We start from the raw sequence: 17,495 nt of genomic DNA, 5'->3' as shown, positions 1-17,495 counted from the left end.
TTCTCTTTTTATTTTTGCTTCTGATCGTCCAGCGGCAGCTGCAGCAGTGAGTCTGTGCCTGTCGCTTTCGGCGTTTTTCCGTCCCATTTTTCAATCCATTTATATTTGATCATTTCATCGGACATTGATTTCTTTATGATTTCGTTATAATCAGCGATCCCTTCCGCTTCAATTTTTTTCTTTTTCGCTTCGGCTTCGGCTATTTTAATTTCAGTTTGTGTCCGTTCAAGTTCCTGTGAAGACTTCACCCTTGCATCGATAGCTTCCTGTGTGGCTTTATCCGGCTTCGGTACGCCAAGCGTCAGATCATCAATTAAAAATCCAAGACTCTTCATATCATCAGCAAATCTCTTTTGAACATCGGCAGCGGCTTCTGCAGATTTTTGCCCGTACGTGTCAATAACCGAGTATTTGCTGATTGATTTTCGCGCCGCATCCCACAGCCTTGTTTTTAAATATGTATTTTCAATCGTTTCAACGTCTACCGCTCCGAATTTGTTAAACAGATCGACTACTTTATCAGGCTGCACGACATAGTTGTAAGCGATATCCATTTCTATATTTTTACCGTCTGAGGTTGCCACTTTTATATTTTCATTATTCACTGTCTGCATACGCACCGGATATTCCGTTACTTTATTAAATAATCCGACTAAGTGCCAGCCTTGGTCCAATGTGTCGGATTTTACCCCGCCATTCGGTGAGTATACAACCCCGACATAACCATTCGGTATTTTTTCAATGAATAGTGACGCTGTAACGCCCGCAATTAAAAGGGCTGCACCTATAATCACACCGCCGATAATTTTTTTTGTGTTTCCGCGCTTATTTTCGCTCATGCTGATCTTCTTCCTCCCATGACTTTTTGAATTTTTTGGCTCCGCTTCCCACTTGTTTAAAGATTGGACTAAGCATCAGCCATAAACCGAATCCGATGATGACAAGAAGAATGATAGACCCGATCATCACTTTCATTTGCCCACCTCTTTTCTTTCATCCTGTCAATTATGTATACGATCTTAAGAACTTAAAGTTTCATAAATTTCAAAAGAAAAAGCCCCGCCGACAAAATAGGCGTGCTTATTAATAATTGTCACTGATAAAATCAGAAATCGTTTTTGTGAATTGATAAAAGGTCCCATTTTGTGTGGATGCTCTGCTTTTCAGCGTAAAAGTGTCAAATAGTGATTTTCTGAAGCCGGTGCTCATTTCGATTTGAATACTCAATCCGGATGAAGATTGATTGGCAAGGTTGTTCGGACTGACGCCTGCATATTTATCATTTATGCCAAGAAGAACGGCAGGATACCCGTGCCGTTTCAGCACATCGGTCAAAAGTTCGGCCCGTTCTCTGTCCGTACCGCCGATTTTTATCTTTTTATCGTCACTGCCGTAACCGTGCAATGAAATGACATGAGAGTGCTCTTTCACCATTTGCACGGCCTTAGGTTCATCGAAATGCGAACTTGTCAAATGCAGAGCCGCATTACCGGCTGATTTTAACCCTTCAAATAAATATAAACTCCGGTTTTCAGCAATTTCTCTGGCTAACTCACTGGTCCCCGGCTCTATGCCTCCGCCGTGTATAGCTAATATGAGGACAGAGGGGTCATGCTCTCGCGTTGAAATGGAAAAATCGGAAGGATTTTCATTCAGCTTTAATTCCTCGAAACTGCCGTAAATATCTGAAGCGGCATCAGCCCGAAAGAACGGCAGAAGCAAAAACGGTAAAATTAAAACTAAAATTCCTTTTTTGGTTATTGATGGCATTTGTATGTTTATGTTACAATACAAATGCTTCAGCCTTTGAAGCGAACGGCAGAACAGGGTGACTTTGGACGGTTTCTTCTGCTCTGCCTCTTTGCCAGCTGCTTTACGGTCTACTCTTCTAACCCTTTTTGCCATAACATCATCCTTTCTTTTGTTTACACTTTTGTCACAATATTATATACGTTGGACAAAACCTCCGTTCATCTTGAAGAATAAAAACATCAAAACAACTTCTATCCTTTAACCTAAAAAAGTCTTTCTGTTCAAAGAGACGGAAGGCTTAAATGATAAAAATGAAACCCTTCTCCAGTTTTGGAGGAGAGTGAGGACTGCAGGGAAATCATTTTATCAATATGCTGAGCTGGGCTGGCGTCCGGCTCAAATATTTGCTCCGGCATAGACGGTTACGGAGCGGCCGCTTATTTCGAAGTCAAATTCGAACGTGACGTATGATTTCCCAATTCAAGAATCCCCGAAACAAATTGAATGTAACTGCTGTTTCCATAAAAAAAAGACTGCTGTTAAGCAGTCTTTTTTCGTTTTATTTCGTGCCTGTTGATCCCAGTCCGCCGCGGTCATTGTTCCCGAGCTTGTCTACTTCGATCAGCTCCACTTCAGGCATTTTCTTCATGATTCTGAATTGGCAGATCCGCTCCCCCTTGGAAATGTCGGTATCCCGAAGCGCGAATGCAGGAAAAAACCAGAAGTCATTGTCGCCTTTATAAGATTCATCAATGACTCCCATTGAATTTGTCTGAATGATACCGAAATGCTTATATGTACTTGAACGCGGAACGACATGGGCCTCATATCCTTCCGGCAGTTCCATCGCAACTCCAAGCGGGATAAGTTTGAATTCACCTTTTTTGATTGTTATATCTTCAGCTGCCCGCAAATCAATCCAATCGCCCTGTTCAATTTTATTGATTCTCGTTTGCGTATCATCTGAATATTTAATTTTGATTTGTAAAGTCATGTTCGCTGCTCCTTTTGCTTCCCTATTTCAGTCGTATTGATGACCAATCCGTGCCCCATTATACCATTTAACTGATAAGAATGTTGATTTTGGTGTATATACAGCCGAAGAGGAAGCACTGCGAAGCCAATGAGAATAAACCTAAAATGAGGGCCCCTCCTATCAGTTTTTCCTCCATTTTCACATGACAGCTTCAATTACAATAATACAAAGCTTTATATCCGTTCTTTCAACAGAGCTTTTTTAAAATTTCACCTTGGTTTCAAAAGGAATTTCGTTCTGAATAAAGAATTTGAAGAATAAGCGCTTAAAGGGCGCACGACTCTTTTCTGTCCCCTGCCTCAGGCGCTTATATCAAAAGAAAGAGGTGTCTTTAGAATGGTTCAATTTAAAAACTTTCCTGATCCGTCTTTAAACGCCCCATTGCAGTCTCGCCCTGCACAGCCCTCTGAATTGGAGCATCTCAAAGCAAGGATGCAGAATTTTATTAAGCATTCCGCAACGGATGATAATCTTGAGATCGCAGATGCCCGGGTGACGGCGGAAGGAATGGTCACCTCACTTTTAAAAGAACGGCTTGATACAGAATACGAAATGCTTATGAATAAAATCACCCGGGAAGTGAATGTGGAGGACTACGGAGCGATCCCTGACGGCCGGGACAATACGGAAGCCTTTCGGAGAGCGATCGGGAACGGCCGGGTCAAAGTAAATGTTCCCGCAGGAGAATTTTTGGTTCAAGGGATAAAACTCCCCTCATGGACTACCATTTCCGGTGAGGGACAAGGGATTACCGTGCTTAAGCTTCATGAGGACACTCCCGCATACGAATGGGTCATTACTAACGATGATTACGAAAATGGAAACCGTAATATTTTTGTCCAGAACATGACTTTAGACTGGAATCCTGATCGTCAATGCGGGGTCAGGAACCCCGGAGGACAGTTTTCCAGCTGTTTAACGTTTGCTAATGTGCAATACGGCTGGATTAAGAATGTTGAAACGATTAACGCGGGTCTCCATGGTATTGATATTACATCTCCGACTTACGATCATTTGCCTGAAACAGAATGGACGAAAGACGGCTGCCGATATATATGGATTGATAACTGTGTGGCATACGGCGCCGGAGACGACGGCATTACCACCCATTACAGCGAGTATATTTTCATCTCCAACTGCCATTCCGGAAACCCCCGCGGCACAGAGCATGCTGAGGGCAGCGCAAACTCGAACGGCATTGAAATTGACGACGGCTCTAAACATGTATGGCTTTTAAATAACTATACGAGCGGAAATATCCGCGGGATTGAGGTAAAGGCGCACAGCCTGTGGCCGGCTTCTCAAAATGTTCATATTATCGGTCATGTTTCGTATCGTGATGTACGTTCATTTGATATTCGTCATATCGGCCATCATCAGGCCTCAGACCCCGAAAGCACGACGGCTTATGATGTTACTTTAACCGATTGCACCGCGATTGAACCGGTATTCAATGCTCTCTATGACGGTGTGACCCCGAGGGCGCTGGTCATCTCTGCCTATAAAAACGTTAATGTAAACGGATTCACAGCTATTGGTGATCCCTCATACGACTATGGCGGGAATCCAGTAGTGGCTCTTCAATACCGCAGTCAAAATATCACGATCAACGGCATTAAAATACGCGGCTTTACACAAGCAGGTGTTGACATCAATATATCCGGCGGATCAAATAAAACCGATTATGTTAAAATTTTAAATTTTGATATATACAAGTCATCTCCTAAAGGCATCTCAATCGGCGGAGGCCAATATAACGTAAATATTATGAACGGTACGATGATCGGAGACGGCGGTTCCGTCGGAATTACGTCCCCTAACAGTCAGGCCGTCATTCTCGGGGTGCAAGCGGAAGGTTACAGCGCGGCCGCATCTATAAAAGGACAGACTTATGAGCAGATCCCCGTCAATTTAAAGGGAGGCGCACAGCTCGCGACCAGCTCCGGTTTTGCATTCAACCCGACAAGCGCCGTTATTGCGGGAACAGGCGATATTACGGCCAGAGGTGACAGAAATGCGATCATCAGCTCTTCCGGAGGTTCAAGTTCTGAAGGTTCAAGGGCATTTATCGCCGCTTCAAACAATGTCCATATTACGGGCAGCAAAGTCTCCAGAACGATTCTGTCATCAGAAAGCATTACATTGGAAGAACCATACACGGTTGCCGGAGGGCATCAGTCCATCAAATGGAAATTGGATTCAGCGGGCGGCCACGGTACGTTCGCCGGAGCTGTCACCTCTTCCCTGTCAGGGTACGGAGAATATTTTGAAAGTGTAACCGGCCAGACAATTCCCGCCGGGACAATCGTCACAGTGAAAGGCGAAAAAATTGAATCGGCTCACGTCGGAGATTACATGCTCGGCGTCATTTCAGAAACAGCCGCTTTTATCTCAGGAGCCGCAAGCTTCGGATGGCAAAGCCGCTTTTTGACAAACGAGTTCGGCGGTTTCATATACGAAAATGTGACTGACGAGGAAACAGGAGAAACGGTACGCGTGCCGAAACAAAACCCAGACTGCAGTCCGGCTCTTGAAGCTGACTATGAAGCACGCGCGGCCAGAGACGAATGGCACATTGTCGGACTCAACGGCCGGCATTACGTACGGGTCGACAGTACGGTCAGCCCGGGAGATTATATCACGTCTCATAACGGAATCGGGACTAAAGCCGCGGAAGGCTGGAAGGTATTGAAACTGACAGCCTTATACAGTTCTGAAAAAGGGTACGGCATTGCAATTGCGGTTATCAAATAGGGTCTCAATATCAGGATCATCTCCTCTCTTTTCTATCGGGCGGGTATGATCCTGTTTTTTATACCGAATGAGATGCCTCTTTTTCAGCATACCGTTTCATTTGTCCAAGCCATCCATGCTTTCTGTCATAGAATACTACCGTCAGATGAAAAAAGGAGGAATATGAGTATGGATATGGGTATGGATATGGACATGGATATGAACGGACATTATGATCACCACCCAAAGCAGCCTGAACAAAAAAAGAAGAAACAAGATAAAAAGCATCTTGATTATGATTACATCGTTGTTTATAAAAGAAAATGCAAAAAATGTAAAAAATGCTGCTAACTTGACATATTAACACTTTTTACACCCGGTAAACTCCGGGTGTTTTTCTTATTATGGCGTTTCTCCGGGCTATTTTCACCCAAAATCCGGTCATCCTATCACAATACATAAAAAGACTCTATTATTTTCTTCCCTTTTCGCCTAATTAAAAGTATTTCATTTACAGAAAACAACACAAATAGAATGACATGACTTTTGAGAAAATCTACTCTTTGCTTGGTCAATTTTTCTGCGATACCATGAATTTGCAACAATTTTTAAAAATTTCCTCAGGAGGTCATAGCCATGAAAATCGCCAGAACGATAGTCGGATCATGCTTAGCTTTATCTCTAACAATTCCTTTCACAGCCAGTGCCTCAGCAGCCAGTCAGTCTGAACACGCAAACGCGCCTCACGTTTCACCCATTGCAAATCCGTTAGAAAGTAAATTATCCCAAACAGCAGACCAAAACGTAAAAGCAGCAGGTGTTGATGCCGGGCTGAACGTAAACGTAGATGTTCTCGGAATTTCAGATCGCATTGCTGAAGCGGTTAAGTCAGATCAAAACCGAACCGGCTGGGTAAAAAATGTCATGGAAACAACATTTTACGCATCAGGACAGAAGTACAACGTCATGGTGTTCAATTTAAATCAAGAATATGAAGACCGCTTTAACGGCGTTCAATTTTTCGGATCAGCCGTTTATGACGGTATTACTTACGGAATCTGGGTCTTCGAAGACGGGTCCTTCGATAACAAAGGAGACGGGGGCTGGATCAATTGGGCATTCAGAGGGTGGTTCGATCGTGATAATCAGCATATTGAATTCCACAGACCTTAATACGGAGAAAACTTGCGGCAGCGCCCGCAAGTTTTTTTAACTGGACTGCACATTTTTCACCGTTATAACGACTATACTTGAAGTGCGGGCTCCGATCGCAGCCCCGGTAAAGTCTTTCAAAGTGAGGGTATACCATGTCAAAGTCTTTAAAAATAGTGTTGTGGAGCATATTGGTGTTCATCATCTTGTTAGTGATTATCGGAATCGTTTCTTACAATCAAACTCCGTCTGCAGAAAGCACAGCAAAAAAATGCTTTACAGCGTCTAATCCATGTTAAGCCTTCATCGGCTTTTTTTATTTACCGCAGAACACTTGAAGTTCTTCTATTTAGATCGTTAACGTTCCCATTCAGAATGGAGTATACGCGTGTATCATCAGGCAATCCGTTTTGATACATGGTTCCGATTATGCCCTTCGCATCTTTTTTCTCGATTCCCCATCACATTCCCTTTTTTCATGATACTGCTCTTGAAACCAACCAATCATTTCTTCAGCCTGTTCCGTTGAATCAAAAGGTTCCAATCCTAATAGCGTGTTACATTTTCATTTTTTAAAAAACAAGCCAGCTGCGCATCCTCTTCGCAACTTCTCAATGTATGAGCCTACCCGTTTCTATTACAGGAAGCAGTACGATGCCTCCTTTTACTCATTTTAACGGATGGTCATGTAAAGGAAATATAGACTAAAAAAACTTTTTTCAAAAAGTAAACTAGCATCCCTATCAAACTTTTCATTTCGGCATAATATGTATTAATCCTCTTTAGGAGGTGAGATTATATGGGATTCTCAGGTGGTTATGGTAGCTCCTTTGCGTTAATCGTGGTGCTATTCATTTTATTAATCATCGTTGGGGCTTCTTTCCTCGGCGGTTATTAAGAATCCTCGTACCTCCGCATCCATGTCAGCAGCACCTCCATGATCGTACGGCGCCATAAATGAAATGTTTATGGCGCTCTGCTGTTTTTCCCCTTTTCATTCACACATTAAAACTAAAAAGATCGGCCGATGTATCAACATGCAGCCGATCAGTAATTCATAGATTATTGTGTAAGGTTTACATCGATGACGTTATAGAAGGCATTGGAAGTATCCGCAACGTCCCATACCCCTAAAATGACATGATACCCGCTTCGATCAGTCGGCACAAAAATATTATGAGTCAGATTCGTATCTGCCTTGGAACCGTCGTGGTTTACCGTTCCGATTAATTCGAATTCATCTCTTGACAAAGGTTTATTCGGATTCCAGTTTTTCTTGGTGATATAATAGTGCCACTTTGATGTCGCATGAGGGGCCGTGTAGTACCAAGTAAAGGTGTTAAAACCGCCGCGGATGTTTTGTTTTACCCAATAATCTGCAGTCTGCTTGTCTAAACCGAAGTCAATTTGTCCCGATCCCCCATTTGCAGACGCAATTCTTCCATCCGGCGGACCAGCAGCCGGAAATCCTTTCGGCCCTTCTACAGACTGAGGATTATCAATGACGGAGCCATATTTCTGCGCAGCGGCCGTCCAGCCCAATGTTTGTTTCTCTAATGCTCCCATGTACGCTCTGCTGACGGGCTCTTTTATATACCCGTGCGCAGATGCACCACTTGAATAGAAAGCGCCTCCAATACCAAGAGTAACAGTTAAAACTGCAGCTTTGACTAAACCCTTCATTACTGCATCATCCTCCCTCTTTTGTTAATAAAAACCTTTCGGTGTATACACTTCACGATAGAGGTTGAAATGACCTTCCTTTTCTTGATAGGAAAAAGCAATGAGGTTGGCGCTTTTCCCTTTGTTTTTTATAATCATAAAGAAAAAGCCGGGCCGATTCTGTTGTCGAATCCGCGATTGACCGGCCCGCCCCTTTTGCTCAGAACTTCATTCGCTGGATTTGCCGGTTTCTTTTCGGATAACCGGTGCTACTTCCGCTGCTAATCGTTCGATGTTTTCCGCGGCTTTTTTAAACGGCATACCTCCTATATCGATTTGCGCGAGAAATCGCTGATGTCCGAATAACTCGTATTGATGCATGATTTTTTCAATGATCTGCTGTGAGCTTCCCACAAATAAAGCTGTTTCTTTTCCGGACGCCCGCTCAAAATCTTCCTTCGTTAAAGGCTCATCGATCCCGTGATATGAATGAACGTGAGACCAGTAATTTGAATGATACGGATAAAATTCTTGTATTGCCTGTTCATTCGTTTTTGAAATGAACATATGTCCGGTTACGGCAACCTTCACATTTTCCGGAGGATGACCGGCTTTAGAAGCCGCTTCCCGGTATTTGTCAACAAGCGGCTTAGATGACATCGGATCACCGCTCAGTACAGCTAATGCCAACCCCGCACCTGCACGCCCGGCCCGTTCTGCGCTTTCCGGAGTCCCCGAAACACCTAACCATAGCGGAATGCTTCCGCGAAAAGGCCGAGGAGAAATTTCTGCCTCGCGCAGCGGCGGCCGGTAACGTCCTTTCCAGGTAACCGATTCTTCCCCGGAATTTAATTTTAAAAAAAGGTCAATGTGTTCTTCAAACAGTTCTTTATAATGGCCTACGTCATAACCGAAAAGAGGAAACGAGTCTAAAAATGCGCCCCGTCCCGCAATGATTTCCGCCCGGCCGTCTGAAATCAGATCAAGCGTTGCAAAATCCTCAAATAAACGGACGGGATCTGCGGTGGATAATACAGTCGTGGCACTGGTCAGCTTAATATTTTCAGTGATCTGTGAAATCGCTGATAAGATGGCCGGCGGCGAAGATACCGCATAATCAAGACGATGATGCTCGCCTACACCGAATACATCAAGCCCTGCATCGTCAGCCAGTTTCGCCAGCTTCATCAATTCATCTATCCGCTGCTTTGCGCTGACTGTTTTCCCTGTCAGAGGATCGGGATATAATTCTGCAAATGAATAAATTCCAATTTCCATACAATCACGGTGTTCAGCCCTCACATTTCTCTCCTCCTGCACTGTGTAAAAAAAGCTTTTATGTTATTCTATTCAGCCGTTTTACAAATAGGAATTCGTTCAAAATAAATACAGAAGCTTAACATGCAGAAGGTCGGTATGAGAGAAAAAAAAGTTTCAGGCACCCTTCAATTCTGCCATTATACTCATGCAGCCGGACTAGGCAAGAACAAAGCCGGCACAAGCGGATTCGAATTCATGTGTTCATTTTCAGTCCAATTCAATCCAATCGTGATATTGATCATAAAGCTTTCGTATTCTTCCGGCATCAAGAGCAATGACTTCACACCCTCTGTCATCATACACAAAGAAAATAATATCTTTTGTCATATTCACAAAGAAAACATCGGGATACCCAACGGAACAGCCCCCGAACCTTGGCTTCAGCGGAAAATCTTCGTGGACGGCTGCCTTAAGTAATTTGGGGATACGCAGATCTTTCCGTTTACATAATAGAGAAAACTGCTGCATTTCATATTCTTCTTCGACCGGGCATGGACAGGTCTTCACTTGAATCCGATATAAATCATCCTTACACTTCAGAAACGGCTGATAAACCTTTAATTTTCTCGCGTGATTACCTTGAGTTTTGTGCTTATACACGTTGGCAACAAGAAACAAGTCATCGCTATGTTCAAACAGCTCATTGAAAAGTGCTGCGGTTTGATGATGGACAAGCTGAAAATACTCAAGATTCAAAGCACCGCTTTCATTAAATTGATACATATTGCCGCCGAGAGAAAAATGAATTCCCACGTCCCATTGATGATAAATGCCGGGCACTAATTTTAAAGTCGGAAACCTTTCCTTCAGATAATCATTTATTTTCATTCAAACATCTCACTTTCCTTTTCCCGCTCCAGAAGCAGAAGAAGCCGAAAACATTCCGCTTATTTCTTTTTCACCCTTGTAATATTATTCCGATTGGAATACAATGAAATAGAACACTGTGAACCCCATTGATCAGGGTGGATGCTGGTCACATTCATCTTGATCCTTTCTTTTACACAAGATCGCCCCAACTTTGAACCCCTCCGTTCCAACCCTATTCATTGATATTACATATATTTCAATGGTATTATTTTCTTATACATGAGCATCAAGAGGTGTCCGCTTTGAACAACACCAGAAGATTAAGAGCATATTTTCAGTCTCACCGTAAAACAGGTCTGGCTGCAGACTTGCTTACGGCTGTATTGCTTATCTCATTATCCATTCTTTTTTACGGATGCCGGCAGGGAGCTTTTAATGGTTTCTTTATGTATGTCTTAGTAAGTAATTTTATCGGCTCCAATGCCTCTTTTATCGACTTCAGCAAATCGAGGAAAAACAGACAAAAATAAAGGCTCTGCGTCAAAAAGAAGGTTATACCGCCCTCTTTTTATTCTTTCAGTCATACCAATGCATTCTTTTCAGATTGAATTTTTCTGAATAGGACTCATGATCGGTTTTCCATGCTGCTTCAACAGTGATTTCATGACCGATCACTTCATGTTCCGGCATATATTCAAACGTTTGAATATGGTCTTCTCCCGTTCCGCCGCCTTCTAATTTCTCTCCGGTGTATTCTGAAAGATGATAGTCTTTATCTTCACCATATTTCCGGCCGTCAACAAATAATGTTAATCTCTTAATCACCGTGTTCTTTTCATTCACTTTATTACCTCTGTAATACAAATTCAAGAAATAGTTAGGGCCGATAGATGTCTTGCCTGATTTTTCGATTGACGCTTCCCAGTCTTGCTTTGGCTATAGCCGATATATTTAACTTTTTCTCCTGAAATTAAAGAAAACAGTGCAAATCCGGCTGCTATTATGAAAACAGCGATAATAACCAGCAATGTTTTAATGACTTTACGTTTTTTCATGACATCCCGCCTTTATCATTTAGAACGTATGAATATTAGAATTGTTACATTTAATTTGAAAGAATAATAAAAAGGGATTCTAATCCCAGGAATAAAAAAATACTAAGAAGATCATATTCCCCTTAGCCTCACATCCCAGATTGCCATGCAATAATGATAAAAGTCGTCCAAAAAGTTGTGACTAAAATAAGCATAACGGTTACAATCATTAAAATGAGACAACTTATTGTTAGAATTGAGTCTTTGTTTTTGTTAAGAATCAGAGTAACCATTGATCCTGCAGCAAATAGATACGACAAAACCGCACCGACCCAATACCACAGCATAGAGTCATTGCTCCAGTAAGCCATTGACTGCATATAAATACTGAATATAAATCCTGACAATGCTAATAGAAACGAAACTAAATTTGATTTCACGTTAGAGTTCCTTTCTTCATAAGTTTTATTTTTAGGAACGGTCATACATCTGATAACACCTTTTATGCGATATGCTTCGCCGCTTTGTCTGCATCCTCTCTCCAATTTTACAACGTTGCTATAACGAATTTTATGTTTTTCCCAACCTTCAAGCTTAATCTTTTTGATCGTTACTAATCTAAGTACTTTTTTCAATTCCATAATCCATTGGTATGATCGGTAACCTAATGAAGTATTTAACTTAAATACAAAAAAACCTGCTTTCAGCAAGGTTTTTTCGACAAAGGGGAGATTATTTCCCCACAAATTCTATTAACTATGTTTTTGTTTTAACCATTCTTTCTTTAGCAATGCGTATTGGTAAGTGTTTTCATATTTAGGTGTTCCATCCTCGTGTGCAGTAAATGAAATAAATTCAAGAAAATAACCTTCTTTACGCATTCCTAATCTTTCACATAATTTTTGTGACCTGCAGTTATTATCTTCAACATATGCATAAAGCCTTCTTGCTTCTTTTTGCATAAAGAGATACTCAAAGAAAGCCTTCGCACTTTCACTTGCGTATCCCTTCCCTTCAAAACGGGCATTGAAATTCCAACAAACAGAATAGATATCTGGCTCTTCTTTTAAATAAAATAGTTCTCCGACCAGATCATTACTGTCTTTTAAACAAACTGCAATATAAGAGTCATCTCGGCTTCTTTTTTGAACGTTTACGGCAGCTTCTTCTAACGTAGACATTCTGTCATCAAGAAAGCAATTCACTCTCGGATGTGCAGAATATTCCAACAGACCTTGCGCATCTCTCTCGGTAAAATTTCTTAAAATTAAGCGAAGGGTTTCAATTTTTTGCATTTGCAGTCTCCTGTTTCATTGTTATCGATCTTTGAAAAGAACTTCTTCAACAGATCTTATTCGTTTGTTGAAGAACTTATCTCAATCTATTTTTACTATAATGATGGACGTTATCATCTTTGTCAAAAACAATAATCATTCATTTGCCGCCCGCGATGTAAAGTACTGAACAATTTTCGTGAAAAACCCTCAGTATCGAATATAGAAACGAGGAATAGTAATTAAAACAAAGTTAAGCCATTAAAAGCTTATTAAGTATTTTTTCAAACTTATTCACGCTCATCATCTCATGAGTGAGAAATGTCCCATTATAAAACACGCTGAAAGTCGTCCAAACTGCCGGGGATTTTTGCGCCATATCTTTTGACGTTATTCGCCGGGCCTGAAAATGAAGTCCTTTCTTTTCAGTCAGTTCCTTTAAATCCTTTAACAATCCGACTGCAAATGGGCATTGAGGTGTATAAAATACTGTGATTCCCTCATCATTAACGGAATTACTTTTCACCTGTTTTTTAAATACAGGAGGATATGCATGTTTATTCCACGTCAGTGACATCAACTGAAAATAGGGTTCTGCTTCATCTTGCACAGCAAATCCCATATGTTCAAAGAAATGCTTATCACTTAAATAAGGGAGTTTTTTCTTCCCCACTATATGAACTATCCCATCCATACCGCGGGATTTTGCATCTGACACACATTTTTCTAACAAGTGTTTCGCATGTCCGTTATTCTTATATTTACCTGAGACCCAAAGACAATTAATAAACATAAAATGAGGTGCGCTTACCGGGACCCACGCTTCTTCTGCAGGTAAATATTCAATAAAAACTTTTGCCCGTTCGTTTAGGCGATAGAACACCAAGCCATCAATCATCCGATCCTTGAGCCAGCTCTTCTTTTCATTTACCGCATCCTCATATTGTTTCGTACCTAATGCACAGCAAATATGATTGTCATCAATATTGTCCCTAGTCAACTCAATGTATTCCATTTTTCCTCACCCGCTTTCTGGATTCATCACATGAATTTCAATTTGAACAATGCAGACTGGGCATGGCGCTAGTCGGTCTTTTTTAGAACATCAGCTTTACTTCTGGGAAGTATTGTAATTTCTCAGAAATATAGAGTCCCAGAACCAATATATGAACGCAGCAACAATGCTCATTATGTAATAAATGAAAGTTCTGAAAACTGTGAAATCAATTGGCGGATTATCTATGTACCAGAACAAGAACACAGCTAAAAAAGCGACTGCTGTATAAATGAAAAGATGAACCAAACTAAACTTTTTAGGCTTCTTTCTTAGCCATAGTTGCACAGGAACAGCAAACAAAAAGTAAGTAATCAATGCGTAAAAAGCAATGATAACCACAGTAACCAATGCAAATGGCACAAAACCCGAGTATACAAACATATATAGCCCGAAGATCAAACCATACGACAAACTTGAAAAAGCCAATGTGTAAGTATAGCTTTGCCTTTTGCTCCAAGTCGCCGCTCCCATATATTTCACCTGCTTTTTATAAAAATATATTTTTCATTTTTTTCCTATTGTTTAAAATCAGTATATATCCATCACTTTAAAAGATCTATGTTTTTTTGGCAGATCATCAATTCACTATCTTAATATCCAGAAATTTTTTGCCATTAAAAAAGGTCAAGGAAATACCTTGACTGTGTATCGCTCACCAATCTGCATCCGGCTCATCGTGTTCGAATCCGTAAAAGCCTTTAATCCACACATCTCCGCAGCCGGCTCCTTTTGTGATCAATAAGTAATGATTTCTGTTTGCATCACCATTCACCTTATCAGCCGCGCTCAAATTCAAATGATTACCCGTGAAATTCTTTTCACTAAGGGTAAAATTATCTCCTGCCAGTGTAATTCTCTGCAGTTTGATATTCAATGTACACCCGTCAGCATTGTAGATGGTGAACCTGTATCCCAGCTTAGTCGGCCAATAATGAAGGTTTTTGTCGTCAGCCATAAAGAAACCTGTTTCATTCTCTGTCATTTTAAAGCTGACCTTATGTTCATCTTTTGTCATTTTGGCCGAAACAGTTCCGATCCCCAAGCACCATGTTAAAAAAACTCCTGCGATACCCAACCCTATCTTTTTCATATTCATCCCCCCCACTTCCTTATCATACATTATGTAACAAAATATTAAAGAGCATTTATAGACTAATTACAAAACTAAAATAGCCTATCAACACGCCACTAATTATTAATTAAGGAACATATTCAGCTTGGTTATAGGGGGAGGATACTATGTTTGGCACATAGTTCTGCAAAAAAAGTATAGCTAAGTAACTTAATATACCTCAATATATAACTCTCCTCACGAATTAAACAGCTGATTTAAGTGGTAGAATTAGTCGAATTAATATAATAAAAGCAATACCTAAAAAGGTATTGCTTTTTTCATTTGTCATTATGAGTTTTCCATCATAACAACATTGGTAATATTATTTTTTATTCCACTGTTTACTGAAATCCATCGTTTTCCGTCTAAGGAGAATAAAACAGTGCCGGAATCCCCTACTGCAACAAAACGTTTATTTACGTAATCCCATTCAACATCATTTAGTTTGTTGGCTGTAGGGGAAGATGCTTTAGTCCAATTGTGCGCATCCTCAGAATAATAAATTGATCCAAGATCTCCTACAGTAATGTATACTCCATCTTTATAAGTAACAGAATTCAGAGGAGCATTATACCCCAGTACCGTCGTTTGAAAACTTTCGCCTTTATCAAATGAAACAGCAACTAAACCATAATCGCTAAATGTCCCTCCTGCTTGTTGTCCTACGGCCACCACCTTATCTCCATTGTAAATAGCATCAAAATATTCACCATCAAAACTTCCTTTTCTGGTAAATTTAATACCATCTGAAGACTCACTTATATAGTTTGTAGCATATGAGTTACCGAACATAAGAATCTTATCATCAATTGCAACTCCAGTGTACACGACACCTAAGTAGCCACCCGTGGTGTAACTTGACTCTTTGGATTTATAACCACTGACTTTCTGTGACCAGTTCGCATCACCGCCAATTGATGTGAAAATTGTTGAACTGATCCCATATCTGCGTGATTCTCCTCCACCGGCAGCAAATTTATTATCACTTGTTTTGATTAAATCAAAAATTGGCCCGCCTCTAAAACTCGCAAGTTGATCCCATACTTTTAAACTATTATTCCATTTCAGTATTTTTGCATAATAACCATCGTCCGCAGTAGCATATAGGTTTTTGCCATCAAATGATTTAACATCTTTAATGGGTGTTGTAGATGATTTATAAACCCATTTGTTATCAGCATAATTAAAAACAGAACTAGAATTAACAAAATGATAATGACTTATATCTCCCGACTCAGATAATAATGAAGCATTTTCACTAGGAAGAATGCCTGCTTCCGCAGCAGAAGCTACGTTATTCATAAAAGAAGTTTGTGAACCTGACTCAGTTACAAAACCTACACAGCCCAAGATAGAAACTGAGGAAACTATTTTCATTAACATACTACTTTTTCTATTCATATGTACCTCCGTAATCTAATAATCACATAATAGTTCAATAATTTTACTGCATAATATTAACACATTATCATAAAACAGTCAATTTCCCCATAAATACGCTCGGAATACGTCCGATTCTCATGATGAATGTTCGCACATAATATTTTAAATACAATATTACATCGTTTATTGAATCACTAAAGACAGTATCAGAAGATGATGTCTAGTGAGTTTCCCGAAAGTGTAAAGTGGTGTAACAGCCCATTAAGTCAAATATCGGCAGAAAGATTATGACCACAAATTCAAAGCAAGAAACGACAGCCCCCATGCAGATAGACCAAACATTACAAAGAACCTAAGCAAAGCTTCGAATTTTGTAAGTCTTCGCTCCCTTTTCGTTTTACCCAATTTCCAATAAACGGCGTAGCAGGAAAACACCAAAATGAGTTGTCCAAGTCGCGACACAGATTCTAAGAATTCTATACCATTCATTGATTTTCACCTCGTTTATTTAAACAGAGAGTCCTTCTTACAGCGTTTATCCAAAGCACTAATTTCTTCGGTTATAAAACCGCTTGAGGAATTTGTTTGTAAAATGGTTTGCGTGCCGCTTGATAAAAACGGCCCATCCTTACTCCCCCATGTATCAATCAAGATGAATTTTATTATCTCAGATGGAAAGACCATTTCCAACAGTTATGTAAAAATAAGTAACTTCAATATGCTAATTGTATAAGAAAAGCTGTCTTATCCAGCAGAACCACGAGTGCTGAACTTCTACGTTAAAGCGTTAAAGACGGATTATAAAAGAGCCGCTTTTAGGCTCATTCGCGAAGCATCATTTTATTTTTATGATTGTATCCTCCTGTCAATCCTATTGGGGTAAAATTTGAGGGAAGGTCAGTTTTAATCCGCCGCCCTGCTCACCTTCGACCCTTCTTGCAGCTTCCCCACAAATATCCGATGAACAGCTTTTAACTCTTCCCTTTGCGAATCCCTGACCGAAATCTGACTCTCAAAACTTATCTGACCTTGCATCGTGGGGCGCCAATTCTCATGCATCAATTTAATTCAGGATATTCGCATTTTGCTTTTCGTCCGATGAACGTGTGATTTCCAAGATAACAAGGGCCATAAATGAGAGTATCATGTCCGACACTTACATTGTTTC

19 protein-coding genes and 2 pseudogenes are annotated in these 17,495 nt (G+C 40.6%); 6 read left to right on the top strand and 15 right to left on the bottom strand.

All coding sequences use genetic code 11. The annotated features are described in order from the left end of the window. Positions 1-8: 8 nt before the first annotated feature. The 3 genes from NYE28_RS10220 to NYE28_RS10210 form a co-directional block, all read right to left on the bottom strand. Positions 9-839 carry a prohibitin family protein gene (locus NYE28_RS10220; protein ID WP_007410333.1) on the bottom strand — a complete coding sequence of 277 codons (831 nt, stop codon included), beginning with the start codon at positions 837-839 and terminating at the stop codon, positions 9-11. Continuing rightward, entirely contained in the window at positions 826-975 is a 150-nt protein-coding gene (locus NYE28_RS10215) for a hypothetical protein (RefSeq protein WP_007410334.1), read from the bottom strand. The genes NYE28_RS10220 and NYE28_RS10215 overlap by 14 nt, the downstream gene beginning before the upstream one ends. 108 nt (positions 976-1,083) lie before the next feature. Next, a complete protein-coding gene (locus NYE28_RS10210; protein ID WP_076424209.1) occupies positions 1,084-1,905 on the bottom strand; it encodes a poly-gamma-glutamate hydrolase family protein in 822 nt (273 codons plus the stop codon). A 211-nt stretch (positions 1,906-2,116) separates the two neighbouring features. On the opposite strand from NYE28_RS10210, the pseudogene NYE28_RS10205 reads away from it, so the two are divergent. Next, positions 2,117-2,223 (top strand): annotated as a pseudogene (locus NYE28_RS10205) (DUF4177 domain-containing protein); the annotation flags it as partial. Positions 2,224-2,311: 88 nt separating this feature from the next. Here the strand turns inward: NYE28_RS10205 and NYE28_RS10200 are convergent. After that, complete coding sequence (locus tag NYE28_RS10200; RefSeq protein WP_025284785.1) at positions 2,312-2,746, bottom strand: dUTP diphosphatase; 435 nt, start codon at positions 2,744-2,746, stop codon at positions 2,312-2,314. A gap of 378 nt (positions 2,747-3,124) precedes the next feature. Between NYE28_RS10200 and NYE28_RS10195 the strand changes: the two genes are divergently transcribed. The 4 genes from NYE28_RS10195 (at position 3,125) to NYE28_RS10180 (ending at position 7,571) form a co-directional block, all read left to right on the top strand. Next, positions 3,125-5,542: a peptidase G2 autoproteolytic cleavage domain-containing protein gene (locus NYE28_RS10195; RefSeq protein WP_342490472.1), complete on the top strand. Its 2,418-nt coding sequence runs from the start codon at positions 3,125-3,127 to the stop codon at positions 5,540-5,542. 168 nt (positions 5,543-5,710) lie between these two features. Beyond that, on the top strand, positions 5,711-5,872 hold the full coding sequence (locus NYE28_RS10190; RefSeq protein ID WP_201756957.1) for a hypothetical protein: 162 nt from the start codon (positions 5,711-5,713) through the stop codon (positions 5,870-5,872). A gap of 285 nt (positions 5,873-6,157) precedes the next feature. After that, positions 6,158-6,694, top strand: coding sequence for a stress protein (locus NYE28_RS10185; protein WP_160223079.1), 537 nt, complete (start codon positions 6,158-6,160; stop codon positions 6,692-6,694). A gap of 778 nt (positions 6,695-7,472) precedes the next feature. Further along, entirely contained in the window at positions 7,473-7,571 is a 99-nt protein-coding gene (locus NYE28_RS10180) for a YjcZ family sporulation protein (protein WP_003154022.1), read from the top strand. Between the two features lie 164 nt (positions 7,572-7,735). On the opposite strand, the gene NYE28_RS10175 is transcribed toward NYE28_RS10180, so the two are convergent. The 3 genes from NYE28_RS10175 to NYE28_RS10165 all read right to left on the bottom strand — a co-directional run bounded on the left by NYE28_RS10175 (position 7,736) and on the right by NYE28_RS10165 (position 10,483). After that, on the bottom strand, positions 7,736-8,356 hold the full coding sequence (locus NYE28_RS10175) for a lytic polysaccharide monooxygenase (protein ID WP_342490471.1): 621 nt from the start codon (positions 8,354-8,356) through the stop codon (positions 7,736-7,738). 207 nt (positions 8,357-8,563) lie between these two features. Then, positions 8,564-9,637, bottom strand: coding sequence for an LLM class flavin-dependent oxidoreductase (locus tag NYE28_RS10170; protein ID WP_012117638.1), 1,074 nt, complete (start codon positions 9,635-9,637; stop codon positions 8,564-8,566). 225 nt (positions 9,638-9,862) lie between these two features. Then, positions 9,863-10,483 carry a DUF3885 domain-containing protein gene (locus NYE28_RS10165; RefSeq protein WP_160223078.1) on the bottom strand — a complete coding sequence of 207 codons (621 nt, stop codon included), beginning with the start codon at positions 10,481-10,483 and terminating at the stop codon, positions 9,863-9,865. Between the two features lie 284 nt (positions 10,484-10,767). Here NYE28_RS10165 and NYE28_RS10160 point away from each other — a divergent pair, with 284 nt between their 5' ends. Continuing rightward, positions 10,768-10,995 carry a hypothetical protein gene (locus NYE28_RS10160; RefSeq protein ID WP_085342020.1) on the top strand — a complete coding sequence of 76 codons (228 nt, stop codon included), beginning with the start codon at positions 10,768-10,770 and terminating at the stop codon, positions 10,993-10,995. Positions 10,996-11,041: 46 nt separating this feature from the next. Here the strand turns inward: NYE28_RS10160 and NYE28_RS10155 are convergent. The 8 genes and pseudogenes from NYE28_RS10155 to NYE28_RS10120 form a co-directional block, all read right to left on the bottom strand. Next, a pseudogene (locus NYE28_RS10155) lies at positions 11,042-11,520 on the bottom strand (DUF4944 domain-containing protein). A gap of 128 nt (positions 11,521-11,648) precedes the next feature. Beyond that, complete coding sequence (locus NYE28_RS10150) at positions 11,649-12,140, bottom strand: DUF3902 family protein (protein ID WP_236655718.1); 492 nt, start codon at positions 12,138-12,140, stop codon at positions 11,649-11,651. Positions 12,141-12,251: 111 nt separating this feature from the next. Next, the gene (locus NYE28_RS10145; RefSeq protein ID WP_160223077.1) at positions 12,252-12,794 is read right to left on the bottom strand and encodes a GNAT family protein; all 543 of its coding nucleotides are present in this window, start codon (positions 12,792-12,794) and stop codon (positions 12,252-12,254) included. 232 nt (positions 12,795-13,026) lie between these two features. Next, complete coding sequence (locus tag NYE28_RS10140; RefSeq protein WP_160223076.1) at positions 13,027-13,788, bottom strand: N-acetyltransferase; 762 nt, start codon at positions 13,786-13,788, stop codon at positions 13,027-13,029. A 96-nt stretch (positions 13,789-13,884) separates the two neighbouring features. Then, on the bottom strand, positions 13,885-14,301 hold the full coding sequence (locus NYE28_RS10135) for a UPF0715 family protein (RefSeq protein ID WP_094031732.1): 417 nt from the start codon (positions 14,299-14,301) through the stop codon (positions 13,885-13,887). 181 nt (positions 14,302-14,482) lie between these two features. Beyond that, positions 14,483-14,926, bottom strand: a complete 444-nt coding sequence (locus NYE28_RS10130) for a hypothetical protein (protein WP_083673799.1) — start codon at positions 14,924-14,926, stop codon at positions 14,483-14,485. 306 nt (positions 14,927-15,232) lie between these two features. Further along, positions 15,233-16,345 (bottom strand): hypothetical protein, encoded by a 1,113-nt coding sequence (locus NYE28_RS10125; RefSeq protein ID WP_094031731.1) that lies wholly within the window; start codon positions 16,343-16,345, stop codon positions 15,233-15,235. A gap of 267 nt (positions 16,346-16,612) precedes the next feature. Beyond that, on the bottom strand, positions 16,613-16,816 hold the full coding sequence (locus tag NYE28_RS10120) for a hypothetical protein (RefSeq protein ID WP_017417852.1): 204 nt from the start codon (positions 16,814-16,816) through the stop codon (positions 16,613-16,615). Positions 16,817-17,495 lie beyond the last annotated feature (679 nt).

The organism is Bacillus sp. FSL R5-0443 (assembly GCF_038608285.1).
GTDB lineage: Bacteria > Bacillota > Bacilli > Bacillales > Bacillaceae > Bacillus > Bacillus velezensis.
This window is presented reverse-complemented; position numbering and strand designations above follow the sequence as displayed.

What these genes read in the sequence shown, in the direction of transcription:
- NYE28_RS10220 (WP_007410333.1), bottom strand. Translation starts at nt 839, where the DNA reads ATGAGCGAAAATAAGCGCGGAAACACAAAAAAAATTATCGGCGGTGTG.
- NYE28_RS10215 (WP_007410334.1), bottom strand. Translation starts at nt 975, where the DNA reads ATGAAAGTGATGATCGGGTCTATCATTCTTCTTGTCATCATCGGATTC.
- NYE28_RS10210 (WP_076424209.1), bottom strand. Translation starts at nt 1,905, where the DNA reads ATGGCAAAAAGGGTTAGAAGAGTAGACCGTAAAGCAGCTGGCAAAGAG.
- NYE28_RS10200 (WP_025284785.1), bottom strand. Translation starts at nt 2,746, where the DNA reads ATGACTTTACAAATCAAAATTAAATATTCAGATGATACGCAAACGAGA.
- NYE28_RS10195 (WP_342490472.1), top strand. Translation starts at nt 3,125, where the DNA reads ATGGTTCAATTTAAAAACTTTCCTGATCCGTCTTTAAACGCCCCATTG.
- NYE28_RS10190 (WP_201756957.1), top strand. Translation starts at nt 5,711, where the DNA reads ATGGATATGGGTATGGATATGGACATGGATATGAACGGACATTATGAT.
- NYE28_RS10185 (WP_160223079.1), top strand. Translation starts at nt 6,158, where the DNA reads ATGAAAATCGCCAGAACGATAGTCGGATCATGCTTAGCTTTATCTCTA.
- NYE28_RS10180 (WP_003154022.1), top strand. Translation starts at nt 7,473, where the DNA reads ATGGGATTCTCAGGTGGTTATGGTAGCTCCTTTGCGTTAATCGTGGTG.
- NYE28_RS10175 (WP_342490471.1), bottom strand. Translation starts at nt 8,356, where the DNA reads ATGAAGGGTTTAGTCAAAGCTGCAGTTTTAACTGTTACTCTTGGTATT.
- NYE28_RS10165 (WP_160223078.1), bottom strand. Translation starts at nt 10,483, where the DNA reads ATGAAAATAAATGATTATCTGAAGGAAAGGTTTCCGACTTTAAAATTA.
- NYE28_RS10150 (WP_236655718.1), bottom strand. Translation starts at nt 12,140, where the DNA reads ATGGAATTGAAAAAAGTACTTAGATTAGTAACGATCAAAAAGATTAAG.
- NYE28_RS10145 (WP_160223077.1), bottom strand. Translation starts at nt 12,794, where the DNA reads ATGCAAAAAATTGAAACCCTTCGCTTAATTTTAAGAAATTTTACCGAG.
- NYE28_RS10140 (WP_160223076.1), bottom strand. Translation starts at nt 13,788, where the DNA reads ATGGAATACATTGAGTTGACTAGGGACAATATTGATGACAATCATATT.
- NYE28_RS10135 (WP_094031732.1), bottom strand. Translation starts at nt 14,301, where the DNA reads ATGGGAGCGGCGACTTGGAGCAAAAGGCAAAGCTATACTTACACATTG.
- NYE28_RS10130 (WP_083673799.1), bottom strand. Translation starts at nt 14,926, where the DNA reads ATGAATATGAAAAAGATAGGGTTGGGTATCGCAGGAGTTTTTTTAACA.
- NYE28_RS10125 (WP_094031731.1), bottom strand. Translation starts at nt 16,345, where the DNA reads ATGAATAGAAAAAGTAGTATGTTAATGAAAATAGTTTCCTCAGTTTCT.
- NYE28_RS10120 (WP_017417852.1), bottom strand. Translation starts at nt 16,816, where the DNA reads ATGAATGGTATAGAATTCTTAGAATCTGTGTCGCGACTTGGACAACTC.